The sequence below is a fragment of the Rhodococcus sp. KBS0724 genome, from assembly GCF_005938745.2.
Classification (GTDB): Bacteria; Actinomycetota; Actinomycetes; order Mycobacteriales; family Mycobacteriaceae; genus Rhodococcus_F.
Genome location: NZ_VCBX02000001.1, coordinates 4,636,751 through 4,659,321, shown reverse-complemented (window position 1 = coordinate 4,659,321; position 22,571 = coordinate 4,636,751). Strand labels below are relative to the sequence as shown.

General features: G+C 61.2%; 17 protein-coding genes. 14 read left to right on the top strand and 3 right to left on the bottom strand.

Annotated elements, in window-relative coordinates; translation table 11 throughout:
- Positions 1-6: 6 nt before the first annotated feature.
- Genes eat through eutC form a run of 3 tightly spaced genes read left to right on the top strand, consistent with a single transcriptional unit; the run spans position 7 to position 3,649 of the window.
- Positions 7-1,470, top strand: a complete 1,464-nt coding sequence (gene eat, locus FFI94_RS21340) for an ethanolamine permease (protein ID WP_138869566.1) — start codon at positions 7-9, stop codon at positions 1,468-1,470.
- Positions 1,467-2,879, top strand: a complete 1,413-nt coding sequence (locus FFI94_RS21335) for an ethanolamine ammonia-lyase subunit EutB (protein ID WP_138869565.1) — start codon at positions 1,467-1,469, stop codon at positions 2,877-2,879. Before eat ends, FFI94_RS21335 begins: the two co-directional genes overlap by 4 nt.
- Positions 2,876-3,649 carry an ethanolamine ammonia-lyase subunit EutC gene (gene eutC / locus FFI94_RS21330; protein WP_138869564.1) on the top strand — a complete coding sequence of 258 codons (774 nt, stop codon included), beginning with the start codon at positions 2,876-2,878 and terminating at the stop codon, positions 3,647-3,649. The genes FFI94_RS21335 and eutC overlap by 4 nt, the downstream gene beginning before the upstream one ends.
- A gap of 3 nt (positions 3,650-3,652) precedes the next feature.
- Here the strand turns inward: eutC and FFI94_RS21325 are convergent, their stop codons facing one another.
- Positions 3,653-4,528, bottom strand: coding sequence for a glycosyltransferase family 2 protein (locus FFI94_RS21325; RefSeq protein WP_138869563.1), 876 nt, complete (start codon positions 4,526-4,528; stop codon positions 3,653-3,655).
- 185 nt (positions 4,529-4,713) lie between these two features.
- On the opposite strand from FFI94_RS21325, the gene FFI94_RS21320 reads away from it, so the two are divergent.
- From FFI94_RS21320 to FFI94_RS21295, 7 genes are all read left to right on the top strand, one after another.
- Positions 4,714-5,259 carry a hypothetical protein gene (locus FFI94_RS21320; protein WP_138869562.1) on the top strand — a complete coding sequence of 182 codons (546 nt, stop codon included), beginning with the start codon at positions 4,714-4,716 and terminating at the stop codon, positions 5,257-5,259.
- A 220-nt stretch (positions 5,260-5,479) separates the two neighbouring features.
- Positions 5,480-6,829 (top strand): MFS transporter, encoded by a 1,350-nt coding sequence (locus tag FFI94_RS21315; RefSeq protein WP_185993273.1) that lies wholly within the window; start codon positions 5,480-5,482, stop codon positions 6,827-6,829.
- Positions 6,830-6,995: 166 nt separating this feature from the next.
- Positions 6,996-8,633 carry an AMP-binding protein gene (locus FFI94_RS21310; RefSeq protein ID WP_138869561.1) on the top strand — a complete coding sequence of 546 codons (1,638 nt, stop codon included), beginning with the start codon at positions 6,996-6,998 and terminating at the stop codon, positions 8,631-8,633.
- Positions 8,634-8,636: 3 nt separating this feature from the next.
- Entirely contained in the window at positions 8,637-10,298 is a 1,662-nt protein-coding gene (locus tag FFI94_RS21305) for a sigma-54-dependent Fis family transcriptional regulator (RefSeq protein ID WP_138869560.1), read from the top strand.
- Between the two features lie 502 nt (positions 10,299-10,800).
- Positions 10,801-10,926 (top strand): hypothetical protein, encoded by a 126-nt coding sequence (locus FFI94_RS34325; RefSeq protein ID WP_260684229.1) that lies wholly within the window; start codon positions 10,801-10,803, stop codon positions 10,924-10,926.
- A gap of 223 nt (positions 10,927-11,149) precedes the next feature.
- Positions 11,150-12,649, top strand: coding sequence for an aldehyde dehydrogenase family protein (locus FFI94_RS21300; RefSeq protein ID WP_019744236.1), 1,500 nt, complete (start codon positions 11,150-11,152; stop codon positions 12,647-12,649).
- 47 nt (positions 12,650-12,696) lie between these two features.
- The gene (locus FFI94_RS21295; protein ID WP_138869559.1) at positions 12,697-13,809 is read left to right on the top strand and encodes an NDMA-dependent alcohol dehydrogenase; all 1,113 of its coding nucleotides are present in this window, start codon (positions 12,697-12,699) and stop codon (positions 13,807-13,809) included.
- 35 nt (positions 13,810-13,844) lie between these two features.
- Here FFI94_RS21295 and FFI94_RS21290 read toward each other — a convergent pair whose 3' ends face one another.
- Positions 13,845-15,308 carry a hypothetical protein gene (locus FFI94_RS21290; RefSeq protein WP_138869558.1) on the bottom strand — a complete coding sequence of 488 codons (1,464 nt, stop codon included), beginning with the start codon at positions 15,306-15,308 and terminating at the stop codon, positions 13,845-13,847.
- A gap of 107 nt (positions 15,309-15,415) precedes the next feature.
- On the opposite strand from FFI94_RS21290, the gene FFI94_RS21285 reads away from it, so the two are divergent.
- The 3 genes from FFI94_RS21285 (at position 15,416) to FFI94_RS21275 (ending at position 20,575) form a co-directional block, all read left to right on the top strand.
- Positions 15,416-17,650: an MMPL family transporter gene (locus tag FFI94_RS21285; protein WP_138869557.1), complete on the top strand. Its 2,235-nt coding sequence runs from the start codon at positions 15,416-15,418 to the stop codon at positions 17,648-17,650.
- A gap of 139 nt (positions 17,651-17,789) precedes the next feature.
- Positions 17,790-19,214: a hypothetical protein gene (locus tag FFI94_RS21280; protein ID WP_138869556.1), complete on the top strand. Its 1,425-nt coding sequence runs from the start codon at positions 17,790-17,792 to the stop codon at positions 19,212-19,214.
- Entirely contained in the window at positions 19,211-20,575 is a 1,365-nt protein-coding gene (locus FFI94_RS21275) for a PQQ-binding-like beta-propeller repeat protein (protein WP_138869555.1), read from the top strand. The genes FFI94_RS21280 and FFI94_RS21275 overlap by 4 nt, the downstream gene beginning before the upstream one ends.
- Here FFI94_RS21275 and dctA read toward each other — a convergent pair.
- Complete coding sequence (dctA, locus tag FFI94_RS21270; RefSeq protein ID WP_138869554.1) at positions 20,553-21,950, bottom strand: C4-dicarboxylate transporter DctA; 1,398 nt, start codon at positions 21,948-21,950, stop codon at positions 20,553-20,555. The genes FFI94_RS21275 and dctA overlap by 23 nt on opposite strands.
- A gap of 286 nt (positions 21,951-22,236) precedes the next feature.
- Between dctA and FFI94_RS21265 the strand changes: the two genes are divergently transcribed.
- Positions 22,237-22,497 carry a GlsB/YeaQ/YmgE family stress response membrane protein gene (locus FFI94_RS21265; protein WP_138869553.1) on the top strand — a complete coding sequence of 87 codons (261 nt, stop codon included), beginning with the start codon at positions 22,237-22,239 and terminating at the stop codon, positions 22,495-22,497.
- The last annotated feature ends 74 nt before the right edge of the window (positions 22,498-22,571 follow it).

Below are 22,571 nucleotides of genomic sequence, written 5' to 3'. Positions count from 1 at the left end.
CAGAGGATGGACATGTCTCTTTCCGAGCACGTGCCGGACAAGCCGACGGGTGCGCACCACGACGGCGCAGATTTTCATGCAGAAGACAATTCGTATCTCGAAAAACGAACACTCCGCAAAGGTACGGCAGGATGGGTGCTGCTGGCCGGATTGGGAGTCAGCTATGTGATTTCCGGCGACTACGCCGGATGGAACAACGGTCTCGCCGAAGGCGGTTTCGGCGGTCTGCTCATCGCTGCCGTCGTCATCGCCGGAATGTACCTGGCGATGGTGCTGGGCATGGCCGAGATGTCGTCGGCGCTACCCGCTGCTGGTGGCGGGTACACGTTTGCCCGTCGCGCGTTGGGGCCGTGGGGTGGATTTGCCACCGGCACTGCAATTCTCATCGAGTATTCCATCGCGCCGGCAGCCATCGCGACCTTCATCGGTGCCTACGTCGAATCGCTCAATCTGTTCGGAATCACCGACGGGTGGTGGGTCTACCTCGCGGTGTATGCGATCTTCATCGGTATTCACCTCACCGGTGCGGGTGAAGCACTCAAGGCGATGTTCGTGATTACCGCCATTGCTCTCGTCGGTCTTGTCGTCTTTGCGATTTCCGCTGTGGGACTGTTCGATTCGTCGAATCTCACCGACATTGCCGTCGATACGTCCGCCGCGGGGTCGTCGTCGTTCCTGCCCTTCGGTTTGATCGGTATCTGGGCGGCAGTTCCCTTCGCGATCTGGTTCTTCCTTGCGGTGGAGGGTGTTCCGCTCGCAGCCGAGGAGGCGCGCGAGCCGGAGAAGAACGTCCCGCGCGGCATCATCATCAGCATGTTGCTCCTGATCGTCACCGGCGCAACGGTTCTCTTCCTGGCTACGGGGGCATTGGGCGCCGACGCGTTGTCCACCTCCGGAAACCCGCTGGTCGAAGCACTCGGTGACAGTGGCAGCGCCAAGGTTGTCAACTACATCGGGCTCGCCGGTCTGGTGGCAAGTTTCTTCTCGATCATGTACGCGTACTCCCGCCAGACCTTTGCACTCTCGCGCGCCGGATACCTCCCGAAGAACCTGTCGGTGACGAACAAGCGCAAGGCCCCGACATTGGCACTCGTTGTTCCCGGAGTCATCGGTTTTGCGCTCTCGCTCACCGGAGAAGGCGCGATGCTGCTGAACATGGCGGTGTTCGGCGCCGCTGTCAGCTATGTGCTGATGATGGTGAGTCACATCGTGCTTCGTAAGCGAGAGCCGAACATGCCCCGCCCCTATCGGACTCCCGGCGGAATTGCCACCACCTCGTTTGCTCTGGTTGTCGCCGCGATATCGGTGGTCGCCACATTCCTGGTCGATCCGATTGCAGCACTTCTCACTCTCGCAGCGTTCGGCGTTCTCATGGCATATTTTGGTCTCTACAGTCGACATCATCTTGTTGCCAACTCGCCCGACGAGGAGTTTGCTGTACTTGCACAGGCGGAAGAAGAACTGGAATGACCATGTACCACCAACAGGTTTCGGGCACGACATACTCGTTCGAGAGTCTCGTCGACGTCATGGCCAAGGCGACACCACTGCGATCGGGTGACGAACTGGCCGGCTGCGCTGCGCACTCCGACGCGGAACGTGCTGCTGCCCAATGGGTTCTGGCGGATCTTCCGTTGAAGGTCTTCCTGGAAGATCTTCTGGTTCCTTACGAGGACGACGAAGTCACCCGGCTTATCATCGACAGTCACAACCGTCTGGCGTTCCAACCGGTCGCGCATCTGACCGTCGGCGGCTTGCGGGACTGGCTCCTCGAAACGGCGTCGGCGCCGGGTGCCGCGGCCCACCTTGCGGCGGTCAGTCCTGGCTTGACTCCGGAGATGGTGGCGGCGGTCAGCAAGATCATGCGTAATCAGGATCTGATTGCCGTCGCGAAGGCGATCACCGTCACCGCCGGCTTCCGGACCACCATCGGTCTACCGGGGCGATTGAGCACGCGGCTACAACCAAACCATCCCACCGACGACCCACGGGGAATTGCCGCGGCCACGCTGGACGGTCTCCTCCTGGGTTGCGGCGATGCCGTCATCGGAATCAACCCGGCGACGGACTCTCCGCAGGCCACATCGGATCTGCTGCATCTTCTCGACGACATCCGGCAGCGATTCGAGATCCCGACACAATCCTGCGTGCTCTCGCACGTGACCACGACGATCGGACTGATCGAATCCGGTGTGCCGGTCGATCTGGTCTTCCAGTCGATTGCCGGTACCGAAGGCGCCAATTCCGGCTTCGGAGTGAATATTCCGCTGCTCCGGGAAGGTAACGACGCCGGCCGATCCTTGAACCGGGGGACTGTCGGGAACAACGTCATGTACCTCGAGACCGGACAGGGGTCTGCGCTCAGTTCCGGCGCTCACCTGGGCACCGGCGGCGCGCCCGTCGATCAGCAGACTCTCGAAACCCGCGCGTACGCGGTGGCCCGCGACCTCGAACCCCTCTTGGTCAACACTGTCGTCGGATTCATCGGGCCCGAGTACCTGTACGACGGCAAACAGATTATCCGGGCGGGCCTCGAGGATCATTTCTGCGGCAAACTGCTGGGACTGCCGATGGGTGTGGACGTCTGTTATACCAACCACGCCGAAGCCGACCAGGACGACATGGACAACCTGTTGACCCTGCTCGGAGTGGCGGGGGCGGCATTTGTGATCGCGGTTCCCGGGGCGGACGACGTGATGCTCGGGTATCAGAGTCTGGCTTTCCACGACGCGTTGTACGTGCGGCGGGTGTTGGGCCTGCAACCTGCCCCGGAGTTCGAGGCCTGGCTTCACGGTTTGGGGATGACGGACGGAGACGGACGAGTGCTGCCGGTAGACGCTTCTCTCTCGCCACTGCGAGCACTGACGGTGAATCGATGAGCGACGACGCGGCACCGGTCGTCGACTTCTGGAGTCCGCTTCGTGCGACAACGCAGTCGCGAATCGGATTGGGCCGCACCGGAGATTCGTTGCCCACCAGTCGAGTGCTCGAGTTCAAGGCCGCTCATGCTGCCGCGCGGGATGCTGTTCATGTTCCGCTCGATTCGGAGGTCCTCGCTCGGCGGGTCGAAGCCGTCGGAATCGGGGCGCCGGTGGTGGTCACCAGCGGCGCGTCCACGCGGAGCGAGTACCTACGCCGACCCGATCTCGGACGCCGACCGGCAGATATCAGCGCGATCACCACGTCGGACAACGAGATCGGATTCATTCTCGCGGACGGACTTTCACCGCGCGCCCTCATGGATCACGGTGAGCAGTTGCTCGCAGCGCTTGTCGCCGAGTTGGGAACGACGTATTCGATTGCGCCGCCGGTGATCGCGACCAATGCGCGGGTTGCGTTGGGTGATCACATCGCGGCGGCAATGGGTGTGCAAACTGCTGTGGTCCTGATCGGCGAGCGTCCGGGGCTCTCGGTTGCAGACAGCGTCGGGATCTATCTAACCCATCTCCCACGAGTCGGACGCACAGACGCGGATAGAAACTGCATCTCCAACATCCATCCGCCTGAAGGTCTGGGCTACGAGCAGGCAGCCCGCGTCGTTGCGGGTTTGGTGGCCGGCGCCCGAAAGCTGGGGCGTTCCGGCGTCGACCTCAAAGACACGTCGCGGGCAGTTCAGTTGGCGTCGGGTGAGGTGCTGACACTCGAGTAACGCTCAGATGTAGAGCACCCGGTATTTGATGCTGCCCTGAAGTTTCCCGACCAGGTTGCCGGCGTGGACGAACCATCGCCCGCGAGGCATCGGGGAGATCCGGCGGGGCACAAGCGGGTTGAAGAGAAGCAAGGCAAGCAGGGTCGCGGCGACGATCCGGGGAGTAGTCCGGCGCTGACCGTGGTCGCGGAACCGTGAGTACAACTGTGCTGTGGCGATCCCGTAGGCGCGGGTTTGATTCCACGTTCCGCGATACGTGTCGCGAAGTCGGTACGCAACCACGGCATCGGGCGCGTGCGCCAACGTCATGCCGGCCAACTGCAGGCGCCAGCAGAGGTCGATGTCCTCACCGGAATTCACGTATCGGAGATCAAATCCGTCGACCTTGTCGAAGGCTGCGCGCCAGATGCCGAAGGTGCACGTAATGCCGTAGGGGAGAAAATCTTCACTGCCGAACTGCGTACCGTTGAAGGTGCGCCACGTGGCAACTTCACTCGAGTTGATCGACGCGGTTTCCACCACTCCGCCAACAGCATCCGAGTTTTCGGCTGCGCGGACGATCGCACTGAGCCACGACGGGTGGACACGATCGTCTGCGTCACAGAATGCGATGAAATCGCCACTGGATGCGGCAACTCCGACGTTGCGTGCGTAGCCGCCACCTCGGCCGGCCGACGCGTCCACCAGGCGGAGCGAGAGGGTATCGGTCGACGGATGGTTGGTGATGAAGTGCGCGAGACCGTCGGTGGAGCCGTTGTCTGCGACGACGACTTCGAACGCTCCGTCGTAGTCCTGGGAGGACAGGGCATTCAGCTGTTCGCCGATGTGGTCCATGGCGTTGTACGCCGGGATCACCACGGACACAAGGTGCGGTTTCACGCGCCAAAGATACCGTATGCCTGGTAAAGCCGCTGGGTCGGATTTGCGTTGATCGCAGGTAGCAACGCTGGTGTGGCCGCCTCTGTGATGTGATTGCTGTCGAGCCCGTCGGGGCTGCGGATTCTGTTTCGGCGAGTTCGCACAGTGTGAGAGCCGCCCAGGCGGCACGTGATGAGGAGAGAACGATGGCCTTTGCCGGCAACGTGGACGAATTGGCGCTGCTTCAGTCGGTGCGGCTCAAGGAACGCGTCGGATCTGGTGTTCTTGCCGAGCACCTGGGAGTGAGTGCGGCATCCGGGCAGGCTGCGTACGACGCCTTGGTCGAACAGGGTAAGGCGGTGGAGAGTGACAATCAGATCAGTCTGACCGACAAGGGTCTCGCCGAGCTGAACGATCAGCTTGATGCCGAGCGCGTTTCCATCGACGAGGATTCGATTCTCGACGTCCTCGAAGCCTTCCTGCCGCTAGACGAAGAATTCTCTGCTCTCGTCGCCAGTGCCGACGCAGCGTCGCTGGCAGACTTGGATCGTCGCGCGTCCAACGTGTTCGATGATCTGTCCGCGTTTGTTCCGCGCCTGTCGCGCTATCAGGACTTGTTCTCTGACGCGCTTGCGAAAGTTCAAGCGGGGGAGTCGAAGTGGATTGCCGAACCGGGTATCGACTCCTACGCCACGGTGTGGGTGGAGATCCGCCAGGAGCTCTGCGAGGCGGCCGGTAAGTCGGAAAACTGAGCGGATCCTCTGTGCTGCCGAGGCCGTCCGATTCCCTGGGAGTCGGACGGCCTTTGCCGTGTCGCGGCGACGTGAAACTCGTTACTTAAGGACATGAATCGTGATGCGCATCACGCCTACCCCCTTTCGGGGGTAGTGCGAGGGTGAGCCGGATCACTACCTTTCCTCCTATCGACGGTGATGCCCACAGGGCACCACCACCGGACCACGGAGGAATCGAGTGACCACAGTCTCTCCAGCAGGGGGATCGAGTGCCGCAGGCACTGCGGCAGCCCCCGCGAAGACAACGAGTGTGCGGCGCGTTGCCATCGCCAGTTGTATCGGCACGACCATTGAGTTCTACGACTTCTTCATCTACGGAACCGCTGCGGCGCTTGTTTTTCCGACGGTCTTCTTTCCGGCGCTCGGAGCCACTGCCGGCACTGTGGCGTCGTTCGCGACCTTCGCCGTTGCCTTCATTGCACGGCCGGTCGGCGCAATGTTGTTCGGGCACTTCGGAGATCGCATCGGCCGCAAGAAGACGCTGATCTCCACTCTGTTGCTGATGGGTATCTCGACGCTCCTGATCGGCTTGCTGCCCGGTGCGGCAACTATCGGTGTCGCCGCTCCGATCATCTTGGTGCTCTTGCGATTCGGTCAAGGATTTGCAGTCGGTGGTGAATGGGCAGGCGCAACTCTGCTCACCGCGGAATATGCCCCGCCCGGCAAACGCGGTCTGTACGCGATGTTCCCCCAGCTCGGCCCGGCCATCGCTTTTGTTCTCTCGAGCAGCACGTTCCTCATCACCGGCGCAGTTCTCGGCGACACCAATCAGGCATTCCTCGATTACGGCTGGCGAATCCCGTTCCTGTTCTCCATCGTGCTCGTCGGTATCGGCCTCTACATGCGCCTCGCTATCGAAGAAACTCCGGTCTTCAAGGCAGAGCAAGCTGATCGCGTCGCGGCAGAGAAGAACGAAGCCCCTCGCACCCTCCCGTTCCTGGACGCCTGGCGCTTCCAAACCAAGGAAATTCTCCTCTCGGCCGGTGCGCTGGCCTGCCTGTTTGCCTTCTTCTACATGGGCACGGCATTCCTGACGAGCTACGGCACGAAGACGCTCGGGTTCTCCCGCCCGTTCGTCCTGTCGGTCGGTATCGCGTCCGCCTTCGTCTTCGGCGCCGCGATCATCGTGTCCGCGCTGTACTCCGACCGGATCGGGCGTCGCAAGGTCATCATGATCTCGTGTGGTCTGGCAGTGGTGTGGGCGCTCATTCTGTTCCCGCTCCTCGATACCGGAACGCCCCTCGCCTTCATTCTCGGAATGTTCGGCACTCTGATGATCTTCGGAATCGCCTACGGCCCCTGCGGTGCACTGCTTCCGGAAATGTTCCAGACGCGTTACCGCTACACCGGTGCCGGCCTCGGCTACAACCTCGCCGGCGTCCTCGGCGGCGCGGTGCCCCCGCTGATCGCGGCCCCGCTGGCTTCGGCGTACGGAAGCATGGCAATCGGCATCATGCTGGCAATCCTCGGTGTGGTGAGCCTCGTCTGCACTTGGGCGCTCGTCGAGACCAAGGACCACGCGCTGTAACCACAGCAGTCGGTCGGGGTGTCCGGACTTCAGACAGTTACGGACACCCCGCACCGGGAAGTATGTCGTACATCACACCGAATCGAGTAAATTCGTAGATGAGAGGGTCCGCTGCGGCGGCCCCTCTCATAGGTGCCTGAAGAGGTATCCGGAGAGGACAGAACACATGAGTACGCCGCTGCCCAGCTATACGTCCGGAGTATGGGACGGTCCGATGCTGGGCGACACCATCGGAGACAACCTGGATCGCACGGTTGCCGCGCACGGTGACCGCGATGCATTGATCGACCATGCCAGCGGTCGACGATGGACGTACCGGGAGTTCGCCGAACAAGTGAACGGGCTCGCTGCCGGACTCCTTTCCCGTGGTGTGGGGAAGGGTGATCGGGTAGGGATCTGGGCTCCCAACTGTCCGGAATGGACCTTCACGCAGTATGCGACGGCAAAGATCGGGGCGATCCTGGTCAACATCAACCCGGCGTATCGCTCGCACGAGTTGCAGTACGTGCTCGAGCAGGCCGGGATTTCGACACTGGTGGCGGCGGCGAGTTTCAAGACGTCGGACTACGCGTCGATGATCGAGGCGGTGCGGCCACAGTGCCCGGATTTGACGTCGGTGCTCCTGCTCGGTTCACCAGAGTGGGATGCGGTGCTCGCAGACGGGTTGGCAGCGCAGGCAAGTGATCCAGCTCCGCTCGCCGCTGCCCAAGCCGCGTTGTCGGCCGACGATGCGATCAACATCCAATACACCTCGGGCACTACCGGTTTCCCGAAGGGGGCGACACTCAGCCACCACAACATCCTCAACAACGGCTACTTCGTCGGCGAGTTGTGTCACTACAGCGAGGTCGACCGGGTGTGTATTCCGGTGCCGTTCTATCACTGCTTCGGCATGGTGATGGGCAACCTTGCGTGCACCAGTCACGGTGCTGCCATGGTTATTCCGGGCCCGGCGTTCGATCCGCGCGCTGCACTCGAAGCGGTGCAGGCCGAAAAGTGCACGTCCCTCTACGGCGTTCCGACGATGTTCATCGCCGAGTTGGCGTTGCCGGACTTCGAGAGCTTCGATCTGTCGAGCCTGCGCACCGGCATCATGGCGGGCTCGCCCTGCCCGGTCGAGGTGATGAAGCAGGTCATCGATCGGATGGGAATGGCTGAGGTGTCCATCTGCTACGGCATGACGGAGACGTCGCCGGTGTCGCTGCAGACTCGCTCGGACGATTCGATCGCGCAACGCACCGAAACGGTCGGACGCGTCGGGCCGCATCTCGAGATCAAAATCGTGGACCCGGCAACGGGATTGACGGTACCGCGCGGAGAGCCGGGCGAGCTGTGCACCCGCGGGTACTCGGTCATGCTCGGTTACTGGGAGAACCCGGAGAAGAGCGCCGAAGCGATCGACGCTGCCCGGTGGATGCACACCGGCGATATCGGAGTGATGGACGAGGCCGGGTACGTCGCGATCACCGGACGCATCAAGGACATGGTCATCCGCGGCGGCGAGAATGTCTATCCGCGTGAGATCGAGGAGTTCCTTTACACCCACCCCGACATCCTCGACGCACAGGTGATCGGCGTGCCGGACGCAAAGTACGGCGAGGAGTTGATGGTGTGGATTCAGATGCGGGAGGGGGCGCCCGAACTGGATGCCGAAGCCGTACGTGCTTACTGCACCGGTAAATTGGCGCACTACAAGATTCCGCGGTACGTACACGTTGTCGACGAATTCCCTATGACCGTCACCGGCAAGGTGCGCAAGATAGCCATGCGCGAACAGGCAATGGAACTGATCGGGCAGGGCTGAGTCGTGTTCGATTCTTCAGGAGATCATGATCCGGTTCGCCCGGAGATCGCGCTCTCCTGGAAACGCTCGCGGCTCAGTGGAGTCGACCCGTCCGCGGCGATCGCAGTCGATACTGCCGACCAGGACGCAGAGAGTCGGTTGCTGCGCGCTGCTTCTCCGGTACTCGACGAAGTTGCCCGTCAGATCGCGGGCACCGGGTTCTGCGTCCTGTTGGCTGATCGAGAGTGCCGAGTGGTCGCTTCGGTGTACTCCGACAGTCGAGTCGAGCGGACGATCGAGCGGTTGGGCGTCGTCAACGGTTCGCGATTCGGCGAAGAGCACGCGGGCACCAACGCGCTCGGGACGCCGCTCGAGGTAGGCCGAAGTGTGGTGATCCACGGTGACGAGCATTTCCTCGACAGTCTCAAAGGACTCAGCTGTTACGGCCAGCCGATCCTGCATCCCGTCACGCGTCGCGTCGAGGGAATTCTCGACATGACTGGTGTTGTCTCGCAGGCCAACCCGCTGTTCGCGCCCTTCCTGGCGCGAGCGGCAGCGGACATCGAGAAGCGGTTACTCGAGGGCTCGAAAGCGTCGGAGCAGCGATTGGTCGACGCATTCCAGCGAGTGTCCCATCAACGCAACATTGCCGTCGCGGCCATCGGCGACGACATCCTGCTGAGCAACCGAACCGCCTTGGATCTGCTCGACACCGCCGATCATGTATCGCTTCGATCCTTGATTGCCGACCTCAACCCGGACCAATCACGGCTGGTGACAGTCGAATTGGCGTCCGGTGCGCTCGCGCGAGTTCAAGCCGACCGGATTTCCGGGGCAGACGGCGGCGCGTTGTTCCTGGTCGAACCACTCCAGCGGGAACGGGCGCCGATCCGTAGAACGCACGAGCGGGCACCGTCTCCGGGTGAACGACTCCGTCGCGACCTGATGCGAGCGCGGACTGTTTCTGCCGCCGTGGCGATTTCGGGTGAGGCGGGCTCAGGTCGAACGTCGGCGGCAGCGGACGTGGTGGGCACCGTCGACGCGAGTTGGCTCGATGCCACACGAATCGCATTCGACGGCCGCGAGAAATGGGTCACCGATCTCGTGCGTGCCGCCCGTAAGCGTTCGGGCGTCGTGGTGATCGAACAGATTCAATTGCTACCGGATTCGGTGGTACCGATACTTACCGAACTGGTCGATTCGAGCACCGTCGGCCCCAAAGTTGTATTGACCAGCAGCCCGGCCGGTGAGCTCCCTTCCGCAATCGCTGCACTCGTATCCCGTTGTGCGCTGCGGGTAGTGGTACCGCCGCTGCGCGAGCGTGACGCCGACATCGCCGAACTGGCACGGGCGATGATGGAATCGATGGCGCCGGAACTGCGCTTGACCGCAAGCGCAGTCGAAGCTTTGACGGCCGCCAGTTGGCCGGGAAACCTCGCAGAACTGCGAGTTGTCTTGACACATGCCGTGAACGAGCGTTCCAGCAATCGCGTCGATGTCTCTGACCTGCCCGAGGAATACCGCACCACTACCAAGGTGTCACGGTTGGCGGGCCGGGAAAAAGCAGAGCGTCAAGCCATCGTCGGAGCGTTGAAGGATTGTGGTGGCAACAAGGTTCACGCGTCGGCGCAACTCGGGATCAGTCGCAGTACTTTGTACGCACGGATGCGGGCGTTGGACATCTGACCTGAGTAGTTCAGCGCGACCCGCGCTTTCTTTGGCAACAGTGTTGTTTGAAGATCGCGGTTTCGATAACCCGGCTAATGAAGTGGAAAAGGTGAGTAACGCTTAGTTCCTCGTAGCCGATTGGTATGAACGAATTTTCTATTCGCTCTGGCGGCCGGGATTCTCATATCCGAAAACATCTCACACGGTTTGGTTAATGGGGTTATGTTCTACCCTCGATATTCGTTTTGAAACATCATTCTTTCTTTGTTGGGATTTATTACATTTAAGTAACCGTTACCCCGTGTGCCTGGCACTCTCGCCTGAATTGTCTCTATATTGCTCGTGGTGACATCAATGAGCGCTCAAGTGGGCGTGCCACCTTCTTGCCGGTTGTCGCAGCTAGACGATCGGTAAGAATGCAAGATCGACCTATTTCGGTGAGTGTCGACGGTACGTTTTCTGTGCCGCCGTGTTAATCGCTTACCGTGTTCGGCATTCCCTCAACCAGGAAGGCTCGACCATGCCCAATCTCTTTGCCGCATTCCAGGCATTTATCGAATTCTGCTTCAGCTTCGGTTCCTCTGCTGGAAGCGAAGGCGGTACCGGTAGTGGTAGTGCCGGAAGCAGTGGTGGTGGCCCGGTGTAGTTCAGGCCTTGATTCTGGCGGTCGTTTCGACTTTCCTCGTTGGGGAAGTTGAAACGACCGCCAGTCCGATTCGTGTGAAACTCTTTTACATTTCTTGAACGAGCGCGGATTGCTTCACGCACTCGCGTGCAGTGTGTACAAACTTTGGACAGTTAGCCCCCGTCGTCGCAGGGAAGTATGGCGTGCATCACATTCGCACCTCACTACTTCAGGGGAGTTTCCGATGACGGCAGTAGCCGAACACACCATCAGTTCCGCGGTACAGGGTTTCCTGAACGGACCGAAGAAGCTCTACATCGGCGGCGAATTCGTCGACGCAGCTTCGGGTCAGACCTTCGCGACGTACAACCCGGCTGACGGTCAGAAGCTCGCAGACGTGGCGCATGGACAGGCCGAAGACATCGACCGCGCGGTACGTGCCGCTCGTACGGCTTTCGAAGACGGACCATGGTCGCGCATGAAGGCAAACGAGCGCGAGCGCATGATCTGGCGCGTCGGCGACATTCTCAGTGCCCGCGCCGAAGAATTCGGCCAGCTCGAAGCTCTCGACAACGGCAAGTCCGTTGCTATCGCCACCGCAGTCGACGTGGCCTGGGCCGCAGACGTTTTCCGCTACTACGCGGGCTGGGCCACGAAGATCGAAGGCAGCACGGTCAACGTGTCCATGCCGTTCTCTCCCGGCGGTGAGTTCCACGCCTACACGCTGCGTGAGGCCATCGGCGTCTGCGGCCTGATCGTGCCGTGGAACTTCCCGCTACTCATGTCGTCGTGGAAGCTCGCACCCGCGCTCGCGGCCGGAAACACCGTGATCCTCAAGCCCGCCGAGCAAACCCCGCTCACCGCACTGCTTCTCGCAGAGGTATTCGAGGAAGCCGGCTTCCCGCCCGGCGTCGTCAACATCGTTCCCGGTTTCGGTGACGCCGGCGCGGCACTGTCCGGTCACGACGACGTCGACAAGGTTGCGTTCACCGGTTCGACCGAAGTGGGCAAGAAGATCGTCGACGCAGCCAAGGGAAATCTGAAGAAGGTCACTCTCGAACTCGGCGGCAAGAGCCCCAACATCGTGTTCGCCGACGCGGATTTCGATTCCGCAGTGGAAGGTTCGCTCAACGCCTGGCTGTTCAACCATGGACAGTGCTGCGTTGCGGGAACCCGTCTGTACGTCGAGGACACCATCTTCGAGAAGTTCACCGAGGCCGTCGCGCACGCTGCAAGTCAGGTCAAGATCGGACCAGGCCTCGATCCCACCACTCAGCTCGGGCCGCTGGTCTCGCAGGAGCAGTTCGACAAGGTCACCGGGTATTTGCGTGAGGGAATCGCCGACGGCGCGCGTGCACTCACCGGCGGTAACCGCTGGGGCGATCAGGGCTACTTCGTCGAGCCTACTGTCTTCGTCGACGTCAAGCCCGAATTCTCTATCGTTCAGGAGGAGATCTTCGGACCCGTCGTGGCGGCGCTGCCGTTCAACGCGGACGACGGACCCATCACTGCCGCAAACGATTCCATCTACGGTCTCGCCGCCGGCATCTGGACCCGTGACATCTCCAAGGCCCACCGCACGGCCAAGCGCCTGAAGGCCGGCTCGGTGTGGATCAACCAGTACAACGGATTCGACACCGCGATGCCCTTCGGTGGATACAAGCAGTCCGGCTGGGGCCGCGAACTCGGCGCTTCCGCCATCGACCTCTACACCCAGACCAAGGCCGTCAACATCGCCCTCTGAGTCCATCCCACTTACCAACCTCGCCCGACAAATCAAGGAGATCACCAGTGAAGACCAAAGCTGCTGTACTGCTCGAGCCCGGAAAGCCTTTCGAGATCATGGAACTCGATCTCGACGGCCCGGGGGTGGGTGAGGTACTGATCAAGTACACCGCTGCCGGACTGTGCCATTCGGATCTGCACCTCACCGACGGTGATCTCCCGCCGCGCTATCCGATCGTCGGCGGACACGAAGGCTCGGGCATCATCGAAGAGGTTGGACCCGGTGTCACGAAGGTGAAGCCGGGCGACCACGTCGTGTGTAGCTTCATCCCCAACTGCGGTACGTGTCGCTACTGCTCGACCGGCCGTCAGAACCTCTGCGACATGGGTGCCACGATCCTCGAAGGCTCGATGACGGACGGGTCCTTCCGATTCCACGGCAACGGTCTGGACTTCGGCGGAATGTGCATGCTCGGAACGTTTTCCGAGCGCGCCACCATCTCCCAGCACTCGGTCGTCAAGATCGACGACTGGCTCCCGTTGGAGACCGCAGTGGTCGTCGGTTGCGGCGTTCCGTCGGGCTGGGGAACCGCCGTCAACGCCGGTAACCTGCGCGCCGGCGACACTGCCGTGATCTACGGCATCGGTGGCCTCGGCATCAACGCCGTCCAGGGCGCTGTTTCGGCCGGTTGCAAGTACGTCGTGGTGGTCGACCCGGTTGCTCTCAAGCGTGAGACAGCACTGAAATTCGGTGCAACGCACGCCTTTGCGGACGCCGAGAGCGCGGCTGCCAAGGTCAACGAGCTGACCTGGGGACAGGGCGCCGACGCTGCGCTCATTCTTGTCGGCACCGTCGACGAGGACGTGGTCAGTGCAGCGACAGCAGTGATCGGTAAGGGCGGAACCGTGGTGATCACGGGTCTCGCCGATCCGGCCAAGCTGACCGTTCACGTGTCGGGCACCGACCTGACGCTGAATCAGAAGACGATCAAGGGCACGCTGTTCGGATCCATGAATCCGCAGTACGACATCGTGCGACTGCTGCGTCTCTACGATGCCGGCCAACTCAAGCTCGACGAACTGATCACCAACACCTACAGCCTCGAAGACGTCAACCAGGGCTACCAGGATCTGCGTGACGGCAAGAACATCCGTGGCGTGATCATTCACGACAAGTAGGACATGTGCTGTGCGCCTTTGTTAACCGCCCGCGGTTAATAAAGGCGCACAGCAGTTTTTGCTCGTTTCAGGATCTGCATCAGCTTCAACAGTGCCGAAAACTTCGCGAATACCGAACGAGAGACAACCGAGCCGAAAGCTGCGGAGTCCGTCGCATCGAACGCGTCGAGCAGATCGCGGAAGCTTTCGATCTGCTTGACCATTGCGTCGAGATCGACGTGGGTGACGGCGTCTGCCTCACGCAGAGCGAGCAGGTACTGCGGCGCCGTCACCAAGGCGACTGCCGGGATCTTGCGTTCGAAAAGTGGTTCACCCTCACCGAAATGGATGACGGGGCCGGGGGCGACGATTCGGCGGTCGCCGCTACCGATGTCGCGCCACAGTGGCGCGGCGATATCGTGTACTTCCCGGCTGGTCGCGTACAGAAGTTCCGGCTCCGGGGTGGCATCCAACGAGTAGCTTCCGGTTGTGGTGTCCTCGATGTCTCCCAGAGCACCGAGGTGTTCGATCGCGATCCCCGCTACTGCGCGCGCCTGACCGGCTTCGCCCTTCCACATTTCGGGGTGTGCTTCGAGCCACGTCGACGTTGCCTGCCCGTGCTTGGACACCGCGGGAATGCGTAGGTGGCCGGTGGTCAACACGAAGACGTACGACCGGCGATGAGGCTGGGCAACGGCATGGCGAGCCAACTCCAACATGCCCAAGTGGCCGTTCTCCTCGACCCCGTTGGTGCCGTCACTGTGCGTGATGACCAGGATCGTTTCCTCCGGCGACGTGCCGGGGGCGACGGCCCACACGGTGTCGGTTGTAGTTCCGGGATGCAAGGTCGCGTCCAGAACCAGAGTCGCCTGCTGACCGGAACGGGCGGCGGCAACCACCTGCGCGCCTTCGTCGCCGGCAACCCATAGCGCCGGAATGTCGTGGTACGGCTGGGTGAACGGAAGATACTGTCCCAGAGCGTTGTCCAGGGCAATGCCGCGCCACACCGCGATCACGCCGACAGCACCGGCTTTGCGCGCCTTCTCGAGTTTTGGCCCCAAGAGCGTTGCGGAGAGTACGGGATTGCGCAAGGTTTCGTCCGTCACCATCGGCCCCCACTCGCTCACCAGCAGCGAGCGCGGAAGATCGATGTGGGGAACTTCGATCACCGCGACAGCGCCTTTGGCCTTCGACCACGAGGGGCGCTTGGCCTCGAGATAGACCAGAGGTGCCGTGATTCCAGCCGGCCCGGTGATTCCGGAGTACGGGAACGCGGACGAGACTTGAACCGGTCCGGTCGGCAGTTCGACGCGCAGTCCGTCGGCGCTCCGAGGTAGATCCCAGCGCTCGAAGGTGTGCGAATCACGGTGAACCTCGAGTCCGAGTTCCGCGAATTCCCGAGCTACTTCTTCTACGACCGCATGATGCGCGTCGCTGCCGGTCAATCGCGGCCCCAGCGCGTCGAGGCGTCGTTGCGCGGAGAGAAGTTGGTCGCGGTCGACGGTCTCGCCGTGTGTCATGCGAATGCCTTTCGTGGGGGCTTCTTGGCAAATATCGAGTGCCATAACGCGAATCGGACCGTACCGTATGACGTGGCATCGAGAGTCCACGGCGAAAGAGGCTGACGTTGGCTACCTATTTGTACAGGCTTGGGAAGTTTGCATTCCGTCACAAGTATCTTGTGTTGGCAACGTGGGTCATTGTCATCGCGATTGTCGGCGGCGCGATCGGCGCCACGAGCCCGACATTCTCGAAGGAATTCAACCTTCCCGGCACGGATTCCCAGCGTGCCACCGAACTGATGAACGAGAATTTTGCGGCTGCGGCCGAGCAACAAAGTAAGGCATCCACCAGCATTCTCGTCGCGGCCGACGACGGACTTGCCGCGCACAGTGATCAGATCGACCAACTGATCGCGCAGGCAAAAACTCTCCCGGACATCGTTGATCCCGAAACTATCGTCAACCCGGTCGCCTTGGCGGCTGCCGAACCGGCCCTTGCTTCCGCCGTGCTGGGCGACAACGGCAAGGTCGGCTTGATCCAGCTCAACCAGTCGATCCGCATCGAGGATCAGACGCAGGCCAACAAGACGGCTTTCCTTGATCTGATGGCCAAATTCCGTACCGGCGGTTTGCAAGTCGAGGGCACCGGTTCGCTGATGCAGGTTCAGACTGCCGGCGGCCTGTCGGAGATGCTCGGCTTCGCGGTGGCGTTCATCGTCATGATCGTCGCCTTCGGCGCGCTGGTCGCGGCGTTCATTCCGCTGTTCACGGCAATTCTCGGAATTGCACTCGCAACGCTGAGCGTCACACTCGGTGCGGGCTTCTTCGACATCAATGAAGGTGTCACGGGCATCGTGACGATGATCGGCATCGCCGTCTCGATCGACTATGCGTTGTTCATCGTCTCGCGGTACCGCAGTGAGCTCAATCTGGGCGGCAGCAGGGAGGCAGCAGTCGGTCGTGCGGTGGGCACTGCCGGTTCGTCCGTTGTCTTTGCCGGCCTGACCGTTGTGGTTGCGTTGGCAGCGCTGGCCGTGGTCGGCGTTCCGATGATCACTCAGATGGGAATCTCGGCTGCGATTGCCGTCATCATCGCAGTATTGGGCGCAATCACGTTGATCCCGGCTGTGCTGGGGCTTTTCGGGCGATTCGCGTTTTCCCCACGCATTCCCGGACTGCGTCACGGCGACGAGCCCGAATCGATGGAATCGAACGGGCACAGGTGGGCGAAGGTCGTCACCAAGTACCCGTGGCCGATCGCCGGCATTGCGTTGGTTCTCCTGGTGATCGCCGCGATTCCGATGACAAAGCTCGAGCTCGGACTTTCCTTCACTCAGGACGAAGAGCAACCCGCTCTGGCTCTGATGCAGCGCGGTTTCGGTGAGGGCGTCAACGGTAAGTTGTTTGTGGTTCTCGACGCGCCGGCCGGTACGGACATCACACCGATCGCCACAGAGACGATCGCGTACATCAAGGGCCTGGACAATGTCGCTACGCCGGATCTCCTGATGTGGACCGGCAACGGTCCGGACGCGGCAAATCCGATGGTCGGAGCCAACTCCGCCCTGATTGCCGTCACTCCGCAGCTGTCGCCGAGTGGTCCCGAAACTCACGCGCTGATGGATCAGATCCGCGAATACGGATCGACGGTGAAGGCTGATGGTGCCGAACTCGGTGTCGCGGGCCAGACGGCGATTGTTGCCGACATGTCGTCGAAACTCAGCTCTGCGCTCATTCCGTATCTGATTGTGGTCGTCGGCTTGGCGTTCATCATCATGATGGTCGTCTTCCGTTCGATCCTGGTGCCGCTGACTGCAACTCTCGGATTCTTGTTCTCCATCTGCGCCACATTCGGTGCCACGGTGGCGATCTTCCAGGAGGGTGCTTTCGGGCTGATCCAGCACACCCAGCCGATCATCTCTTTCCTGCCGATCTTCATGATCGGTGTGGTCTTCGGTCTGGCAATGGATTACCAGGTATTCCTCGTGACTCGAATGCGTGAGGAATACGTGCACGGGTTGTCGGCAAAGGACGCCATCGTCTCGGGGTACACCCACGGAGCGCGGGTGGTTGCGTCGGCGGCAATCATCATGATCTCGGTGTTCGGCGCGTTCATGTTGTCGTCGGAAACCACCAGCAAGATGATGGGCTTCGGACTTGCAGCGGCAGTCTTCTTCGACGCCTTCATCATTCGCATGATCGTCATCCCCGCGGTCATGTCGATTCTCGGAGATTCGGCGTGGAAGCTACCGGCCTGGCTCGACAAGATCCTGCCCAACGTCGATATCGAGGGTGAAGCAATCCGGCTCATTCCGATCGAACAGGATCCTGACTCGGATCCGGTACCGGTCAGGGTGTAACGGGTGGTCTTCGCAGCCTTGGGTAATGCCTTCTTCAATGGAAACCATCCGGTTGGTAACAAAATTCGGTGCCGGCGCGACAGGTCCTGGGAGAGGCACCGCCTACCGGGCGTGCCCATGACGGAGACTGCGAGGGCTGGTGGCCGAGGAGAATTCGGGTTCCGATCGGACCGAAAAGTGGACGACCGCGCTCACAGTGGTGTCGTTGATGGCCGGCGGCATCGTCTTTGCCGGAGTAGTCGATCGATGGAGCGGTTCGGACTCTGGTGAACCGGCTGCGTCGACCGTTGGTACGACGCAGCCGGCCGAGGAGACGGTGGCCGACTCCGAGTACACCTACGTAACACCGACAGTGGTGTACCCGACGAGCATCCCGGGATGCACAACCGTCGAGGCGCCCGACGACAGCTTGTCGGCTATCTCGTACTGGTCGACCGGGTCGCACACCTACGACGATCCACGGTTCCCGTGGTTCTCCGGGCCCAAGGCAACCGTGATGTCCGAAGCAGTTCAGCGGTCGTTGCCGACATCCGCCGTGATCGAGTTCGCCAGCCCGGATGAATCGTTGAACTTCGGGCCTCTCCATGTTCCGTCGGAGTCATCCGAACTGCCCGAGGGGTTCTCACTCGAGGAAATGGCAGATACGACGGCATCCGCGACGCTGGTCCGGGACGGAAAGGCCGGAGCACTCAGCATCCGAATGACGTCCCACACCGGGCCGGTGCCTCCGTGTATTGCCGGCTCGCTCGTCGAGCGTCGCACCCTCGCTGACGGTTCTGTCGTGGACGCGCAGGACACGTGGAGCGAAACCAACGGCGTTCGCACGTTGTCGCGTTCGGCGCTTCTGTACGGCGCGGACAAGACCTTCATCCAAGCGAGTGCAACCGATGAGGTGTATTCCGGTGGTCCCGAGGTGGAGATCAGTGGCGTGGTTCCGTTGACCGTCGACGAGCTGATCGGACTGGTCAGCCTTCCGCAACTGCGCATGACGGCTCCGGTTCCACCCGGTACGGCCCCGATGGTGCCAGGTTGTCAGGGATCGACGCCCGACCCGTCAGGGAGGAAGTTGGATCGGGGCACCGTCGAGGAGCTGGGAAGGACTCTTGAATCCGGTTGGCGCGCGGCACCTCCCGGAATGCCAGTTCTCGAACCCAGGCTTGGGACATTGGTTCTAGCCGAGCGCGACAGCACGACTGCTTGTCAGGATCTTGTTGCGCGATCGGGCGGCAACGAGTCGGATCTGAGTATCTCGATCACCAGCGGGCAGAGCCTTCCCAAGGCGCCGAACAAGTACGACCCGTCGTACGACGGGCATCCGATCTCGGTAACGGAGGTCGATGGTGGTGCAGTGATCGTGCGCGACCAGCGTCAGTACTCGGTCATGTCGATGGGGAATGGCGACAGCAGTCGCGAATCAACGAGTGAGCAGAGTCGATCGGTGACATTGACGAAGCCGAACGGCACACGGGTGTCGGTTCGTTCGTCGGCAGCGACTCCGAACGCTCCGATGACGTTCGAGCAACTGGAGTTTCTCGCAACGATCGATGGGCTGGAGATTCGATGACCACGCGGTTTTCCCCACGAACCCGTCTTCGTATCGCGGCCGTGGCCGCGGTAGTGACCGTTGCCGCAGCGGTGCTCACCGTGATCGACGCGGGAAACCGTGCCCAGTCTCTTGACCTCGGGTCACCGCTGTGGGCCGTCGACGCCGCCGAGGTTCTCGGACGAGAATTTGCTATCTTTCGCAGCCCGCTCGGCGGAACCGAATTCAACATGGAGATGGGCGGATTCATCGACGCGGACTCGGTTGTCGTGACGATGGCCGGCATGCCGGATCGGCAGTCATATTCACTCGACGACGCGGAGCTGGTCGCGCTCGATGCGGCGGACGGCTCGGTGCGCTGGCGCAGCTCGGCCGTCGATATCGGTGGGTGTTCTCCGACATTGCTCGACGGTTCGCTGCTGTGCTACTCGGGGCCGTATGTTTCCGCCGATGCGTATTCGATTTTCGACATCGAGAGCGGCGAGCGTAGAGACGTAGTCACGCCGTGGACTCCGATCATTGCGGTTGTCTGGGGTGACAACGTCTTGGCACTCGAAGGTGATATCGAGAGCAACGACGTCCGTGTGCACAGCGGAACCGTCGACGATCCGCAAGCCAACTGGTCCAAGGCATTCGACGTCGGCGGATCGTGGGAATCCGGCTACGTGGAGCCGGTGATGTCGGTGCGCGGCGGTCTGGGCTTGATTTCCCTCGACGAGACCTTGGGTTTTGATCCGAAGACCGGCGATCAGCGGTGGTTGTACGGCTACACCACGTGCTCGTCCACCCACACATCCTCGGACGGTGTCACTTTGGTTTCAGAACGTGACTGCGAAGGCGATGGGCAGGCGAGGAGTGAGTACGCGATAGATCAGTACGGACACGAATTTGCCAGCGCGGATTCACCGCCGACCGGATCGGGCTCGTCTTTCAGTTGGCGCTACAGCCGCGATGAGCCGTCCGGGGGTACGGTTCCGATCATTCTGGGGGACAGCGGCTTCGATAGAAAGACCGGGGAGAAGCTGTGGACCAATCGGGAGGTGTTCGGGTCTGCGCGATCACTGGCGGTGATCGGAGACGTGGTTGCGGTGACGGACACCGATGCCACGATCCGCGTCGTTGATCTGTTCAGCGGGGAGGTCCTGTGGGATACCCGTACCGAACGAACCGGCGACGTTTCGTGGAACGGTGACCTGGTTGTCGACGAGGGTGTTGTGTACGGAGTGAATGCACGAACAGGTCAGCGCACCTGGGAGGTTCGTGTGGAACCTGACGGAGACGACGGCTTCGGTAGCTGGGTGCAACCGCGCGAGTTGTGGGGAGGAGAGCGGGTGCTGTTGCGCGTGAGCGAGGACCGCATTACGGCGTTGAAGCGCTCGTAAGTGCTCCGGACTCCGGCGCCGGGATACTTTTCGCAGTGAGGGGGTCAATTTCTTCGAGAGGTGGGACTTCCTCACCGTTGAGGACATTGCGCATGCGCTCCTTGTCGAGTTGTCCCTCCCAGTTTGCGACGACAAATGTTGCGACGCAATTTCCGAGCAGATTCACCGACACTCGCATCGAGTCCATGATGCGGTCGGCACCCAAGAGAAGTGCAACGGCGGCAACGGGAATCGCGCCGTGCCCGATTGCAGCCACAGTGGCGGACAGTGCAAGGAACGACGATCCGGGAACCCCGGCCATACCTTTCGACGTGAGCATCAATACCGGTACGGCGGTGATTTGTTCGCCGAGTGTCAGGTCGACACCGAGCGCCTGGGCGAGAAACAACATGCAGATCGACAAGTACAGGGTGGCACCGTCGAGGTTGAAGGAGTATCCGGTGGGCACGACGAGTCCCGTTGTCGTACGCGAGCATCCGGCGTTGGTGAGTTTGACCATGATTCGGGGCAGGACAACCTCTGTCGATGCAGTGCCCAGTGCAAGGAACAGCTCATCTTTGATGTATTTCACGAACTTCCACAGGTTCACACCGGCGAAGTATCGGACGATAGCGGCCAGGATGAGGATGAACAGGGCGGCGCCGATGTAGCACGCGGCGATCAGTTTTGCGTAGCTTCCGAGCGATGCGATTCCGTACTGGCCGACGATGTAGGCCATGGCGCCCAGCGCGCCGATGGGTGCGAGTCGCATGATCCACCCGATGATCGTGAAGAACAAGTGGCTCAGTCGATCTACGAGTTCGAACACGATCGGTGGTCCGCTCTCGCCGGCTTTTGCCAGCGCGAGGCCGAACAGGACGGCAAAGAAAAGTACTTGCAGCAGTGCGTTTTCGGCGAACGCTGAGGCGATTGACACCGGAATGATGTTGAGTAGGAACTCGACGGTGTGGGGGAGTTCGCCGCTTCCGGTCTTGGCTGCGACGGCGTCCGCTCCGTGTGCCAGGGTTTCAGGGTTGATGTTGAAGCCTGCGCCGGGTTGCATGAGGTTGCCGATCAGCAGGCCGAACAGCAGGGCGAAGGTGGTGACCACCTCGAAGTAGATGAGGGCCTTGACGCCTATTCGTCCTACCGCTTTGAGGTCGCCGACATGCGCAATTCCAATGACGACGGTGCAGAAGATGATTGGCGCGACCAGCATCTTGATGAGCTTGATGAATCCGTCCGCCAAAGGCTTGAGGTTAGCGCCGAACTCAGGCCACAACCATCCGATCAGCACGCCGACGACTATCGCGACGATGAGCTGAAGGAACAGCGATCGGTACCACGGCGGCTTTTTTGCCTGTCGGCTGTCAGGGATCGAAACGGATGTTGTCATAGGCGCAGACGCTAAACACGTGCGATTGCGAAATAATAACTCCGGTGTGTCCTTTAGGTTACCGGCGTCCCATTTTAATGCTCGAATTAGTTGTCGGAATCGATTGCTGACAAGTTGCCATGTGTAGTGTTCTGTGTGTCGGTCGCGTCTGGTGGCCGTGTGCTGCAGGTTGCATCTCGGACAATAATTCGGGCAACAGGCGACTGTTACCTGTAACTGTGGTTATTGTTCGACTGGGCGGAGATTTTTCGGCCGCACGCATGCACGACATGTGAGAGGGGCTGTCATGGGACAGATCATCGGGACCATCATTTTCGGCGCAGTTATCGGAATCCTTGCGCGCCTGGTACTGCCAGGTAAGCAGCAGTACGGGATAATCATCACCGTAGTCCTCGGTATTGCCGGCGCATTGATCGGCTACTGGGTCTGGGGTGCGATTTCGGACAAGGGAGATACCGGCGGAATTGACTGGATTCGCTGGATCATCAGCATCGCGGCAGCGGCAGTTCTGTCCCTCGGCTACAGCGCCGTGACGGGCAAGAAATAGGCATATCGCTCGGCCTGAAATGTGCGCTCTCCCGGAAGGGAGGGCGCACATTTTTTGTCCCGACTCGAGCGAAA

Coding starts and splice junctions, on each gene's coding strand:
- eat (WP_138869566.1), top strand. CDS start 7: ATGGACATGTCTCTTTCCGAGCACGTGCCGGACAAGCCGACGGGTGCG.
- FFI94_RS21335 (WP_138869565.1), top strand. CDS start 1,467: ATGACCATGTACCACCAACAGGTTTCGGGCACGACATACTCGTTCGAG.
- eutC (WP_138869564.1), top strand. CDS start 2,876: ATGAGCGACGACGCGGCACCGGTCGTCGACTTCTGGAGTCCGCTTCGT.
- FFI94_RS21320 (WP_138869562.1), top strand. CDS start 4,714: ATGGCCTTTGCCGGCAACGTGGACGAATTGGCGCTGCTTCAGTCGGTG.
- FFI94_RS21310 (WP_138869561.1), top strand. CDS start 6,996: ATGAGTACGCCGCTGCCCAGCTATACGTCCGGAGTATGGGACGGTCCG.
- FFI94_RS34325 (WP_260684229.1), top strand. CDS start 10,801: ATGCCCAATCTCTTTGCCGCATTCCAGGCATTTATCGAATTCTGCTTC.
- FFI94_RS21300 (WP_019744236.1), top strand. CDS start 11,150: ATGACGGCAGTAGCCGAACACACCATCAGTTCCGCGGTACAGGGTTTC.
- FFI94_RS21290 (WP_138869558.1), bottom strand. CDS start 15,308: ATGACACACGGCGAGACCGTCGACCGCGACCAACTTCTCTCCGCGCAA.
- FFI94_RS21275 (WP_138869555.1), top strand. CDS start 19,211: ATGACCACGCGGTTTTCCCCACGAACCCGTCTTCGTATCGCGGCCGTG.
- dctA (WP_138869554.1), bottom strand. CDS start 21,950: ATGACAACATCCGTTTCGATCCCTGACAGCCGACAGGCAAAAAAGCCG.
- FFI94_RS21265 (WP_138869553.1), top strand. CDS start 22,237: ATGGGACAGATCATCGGGACCATCATTTTCGGCGCAGTTATCGGAATC.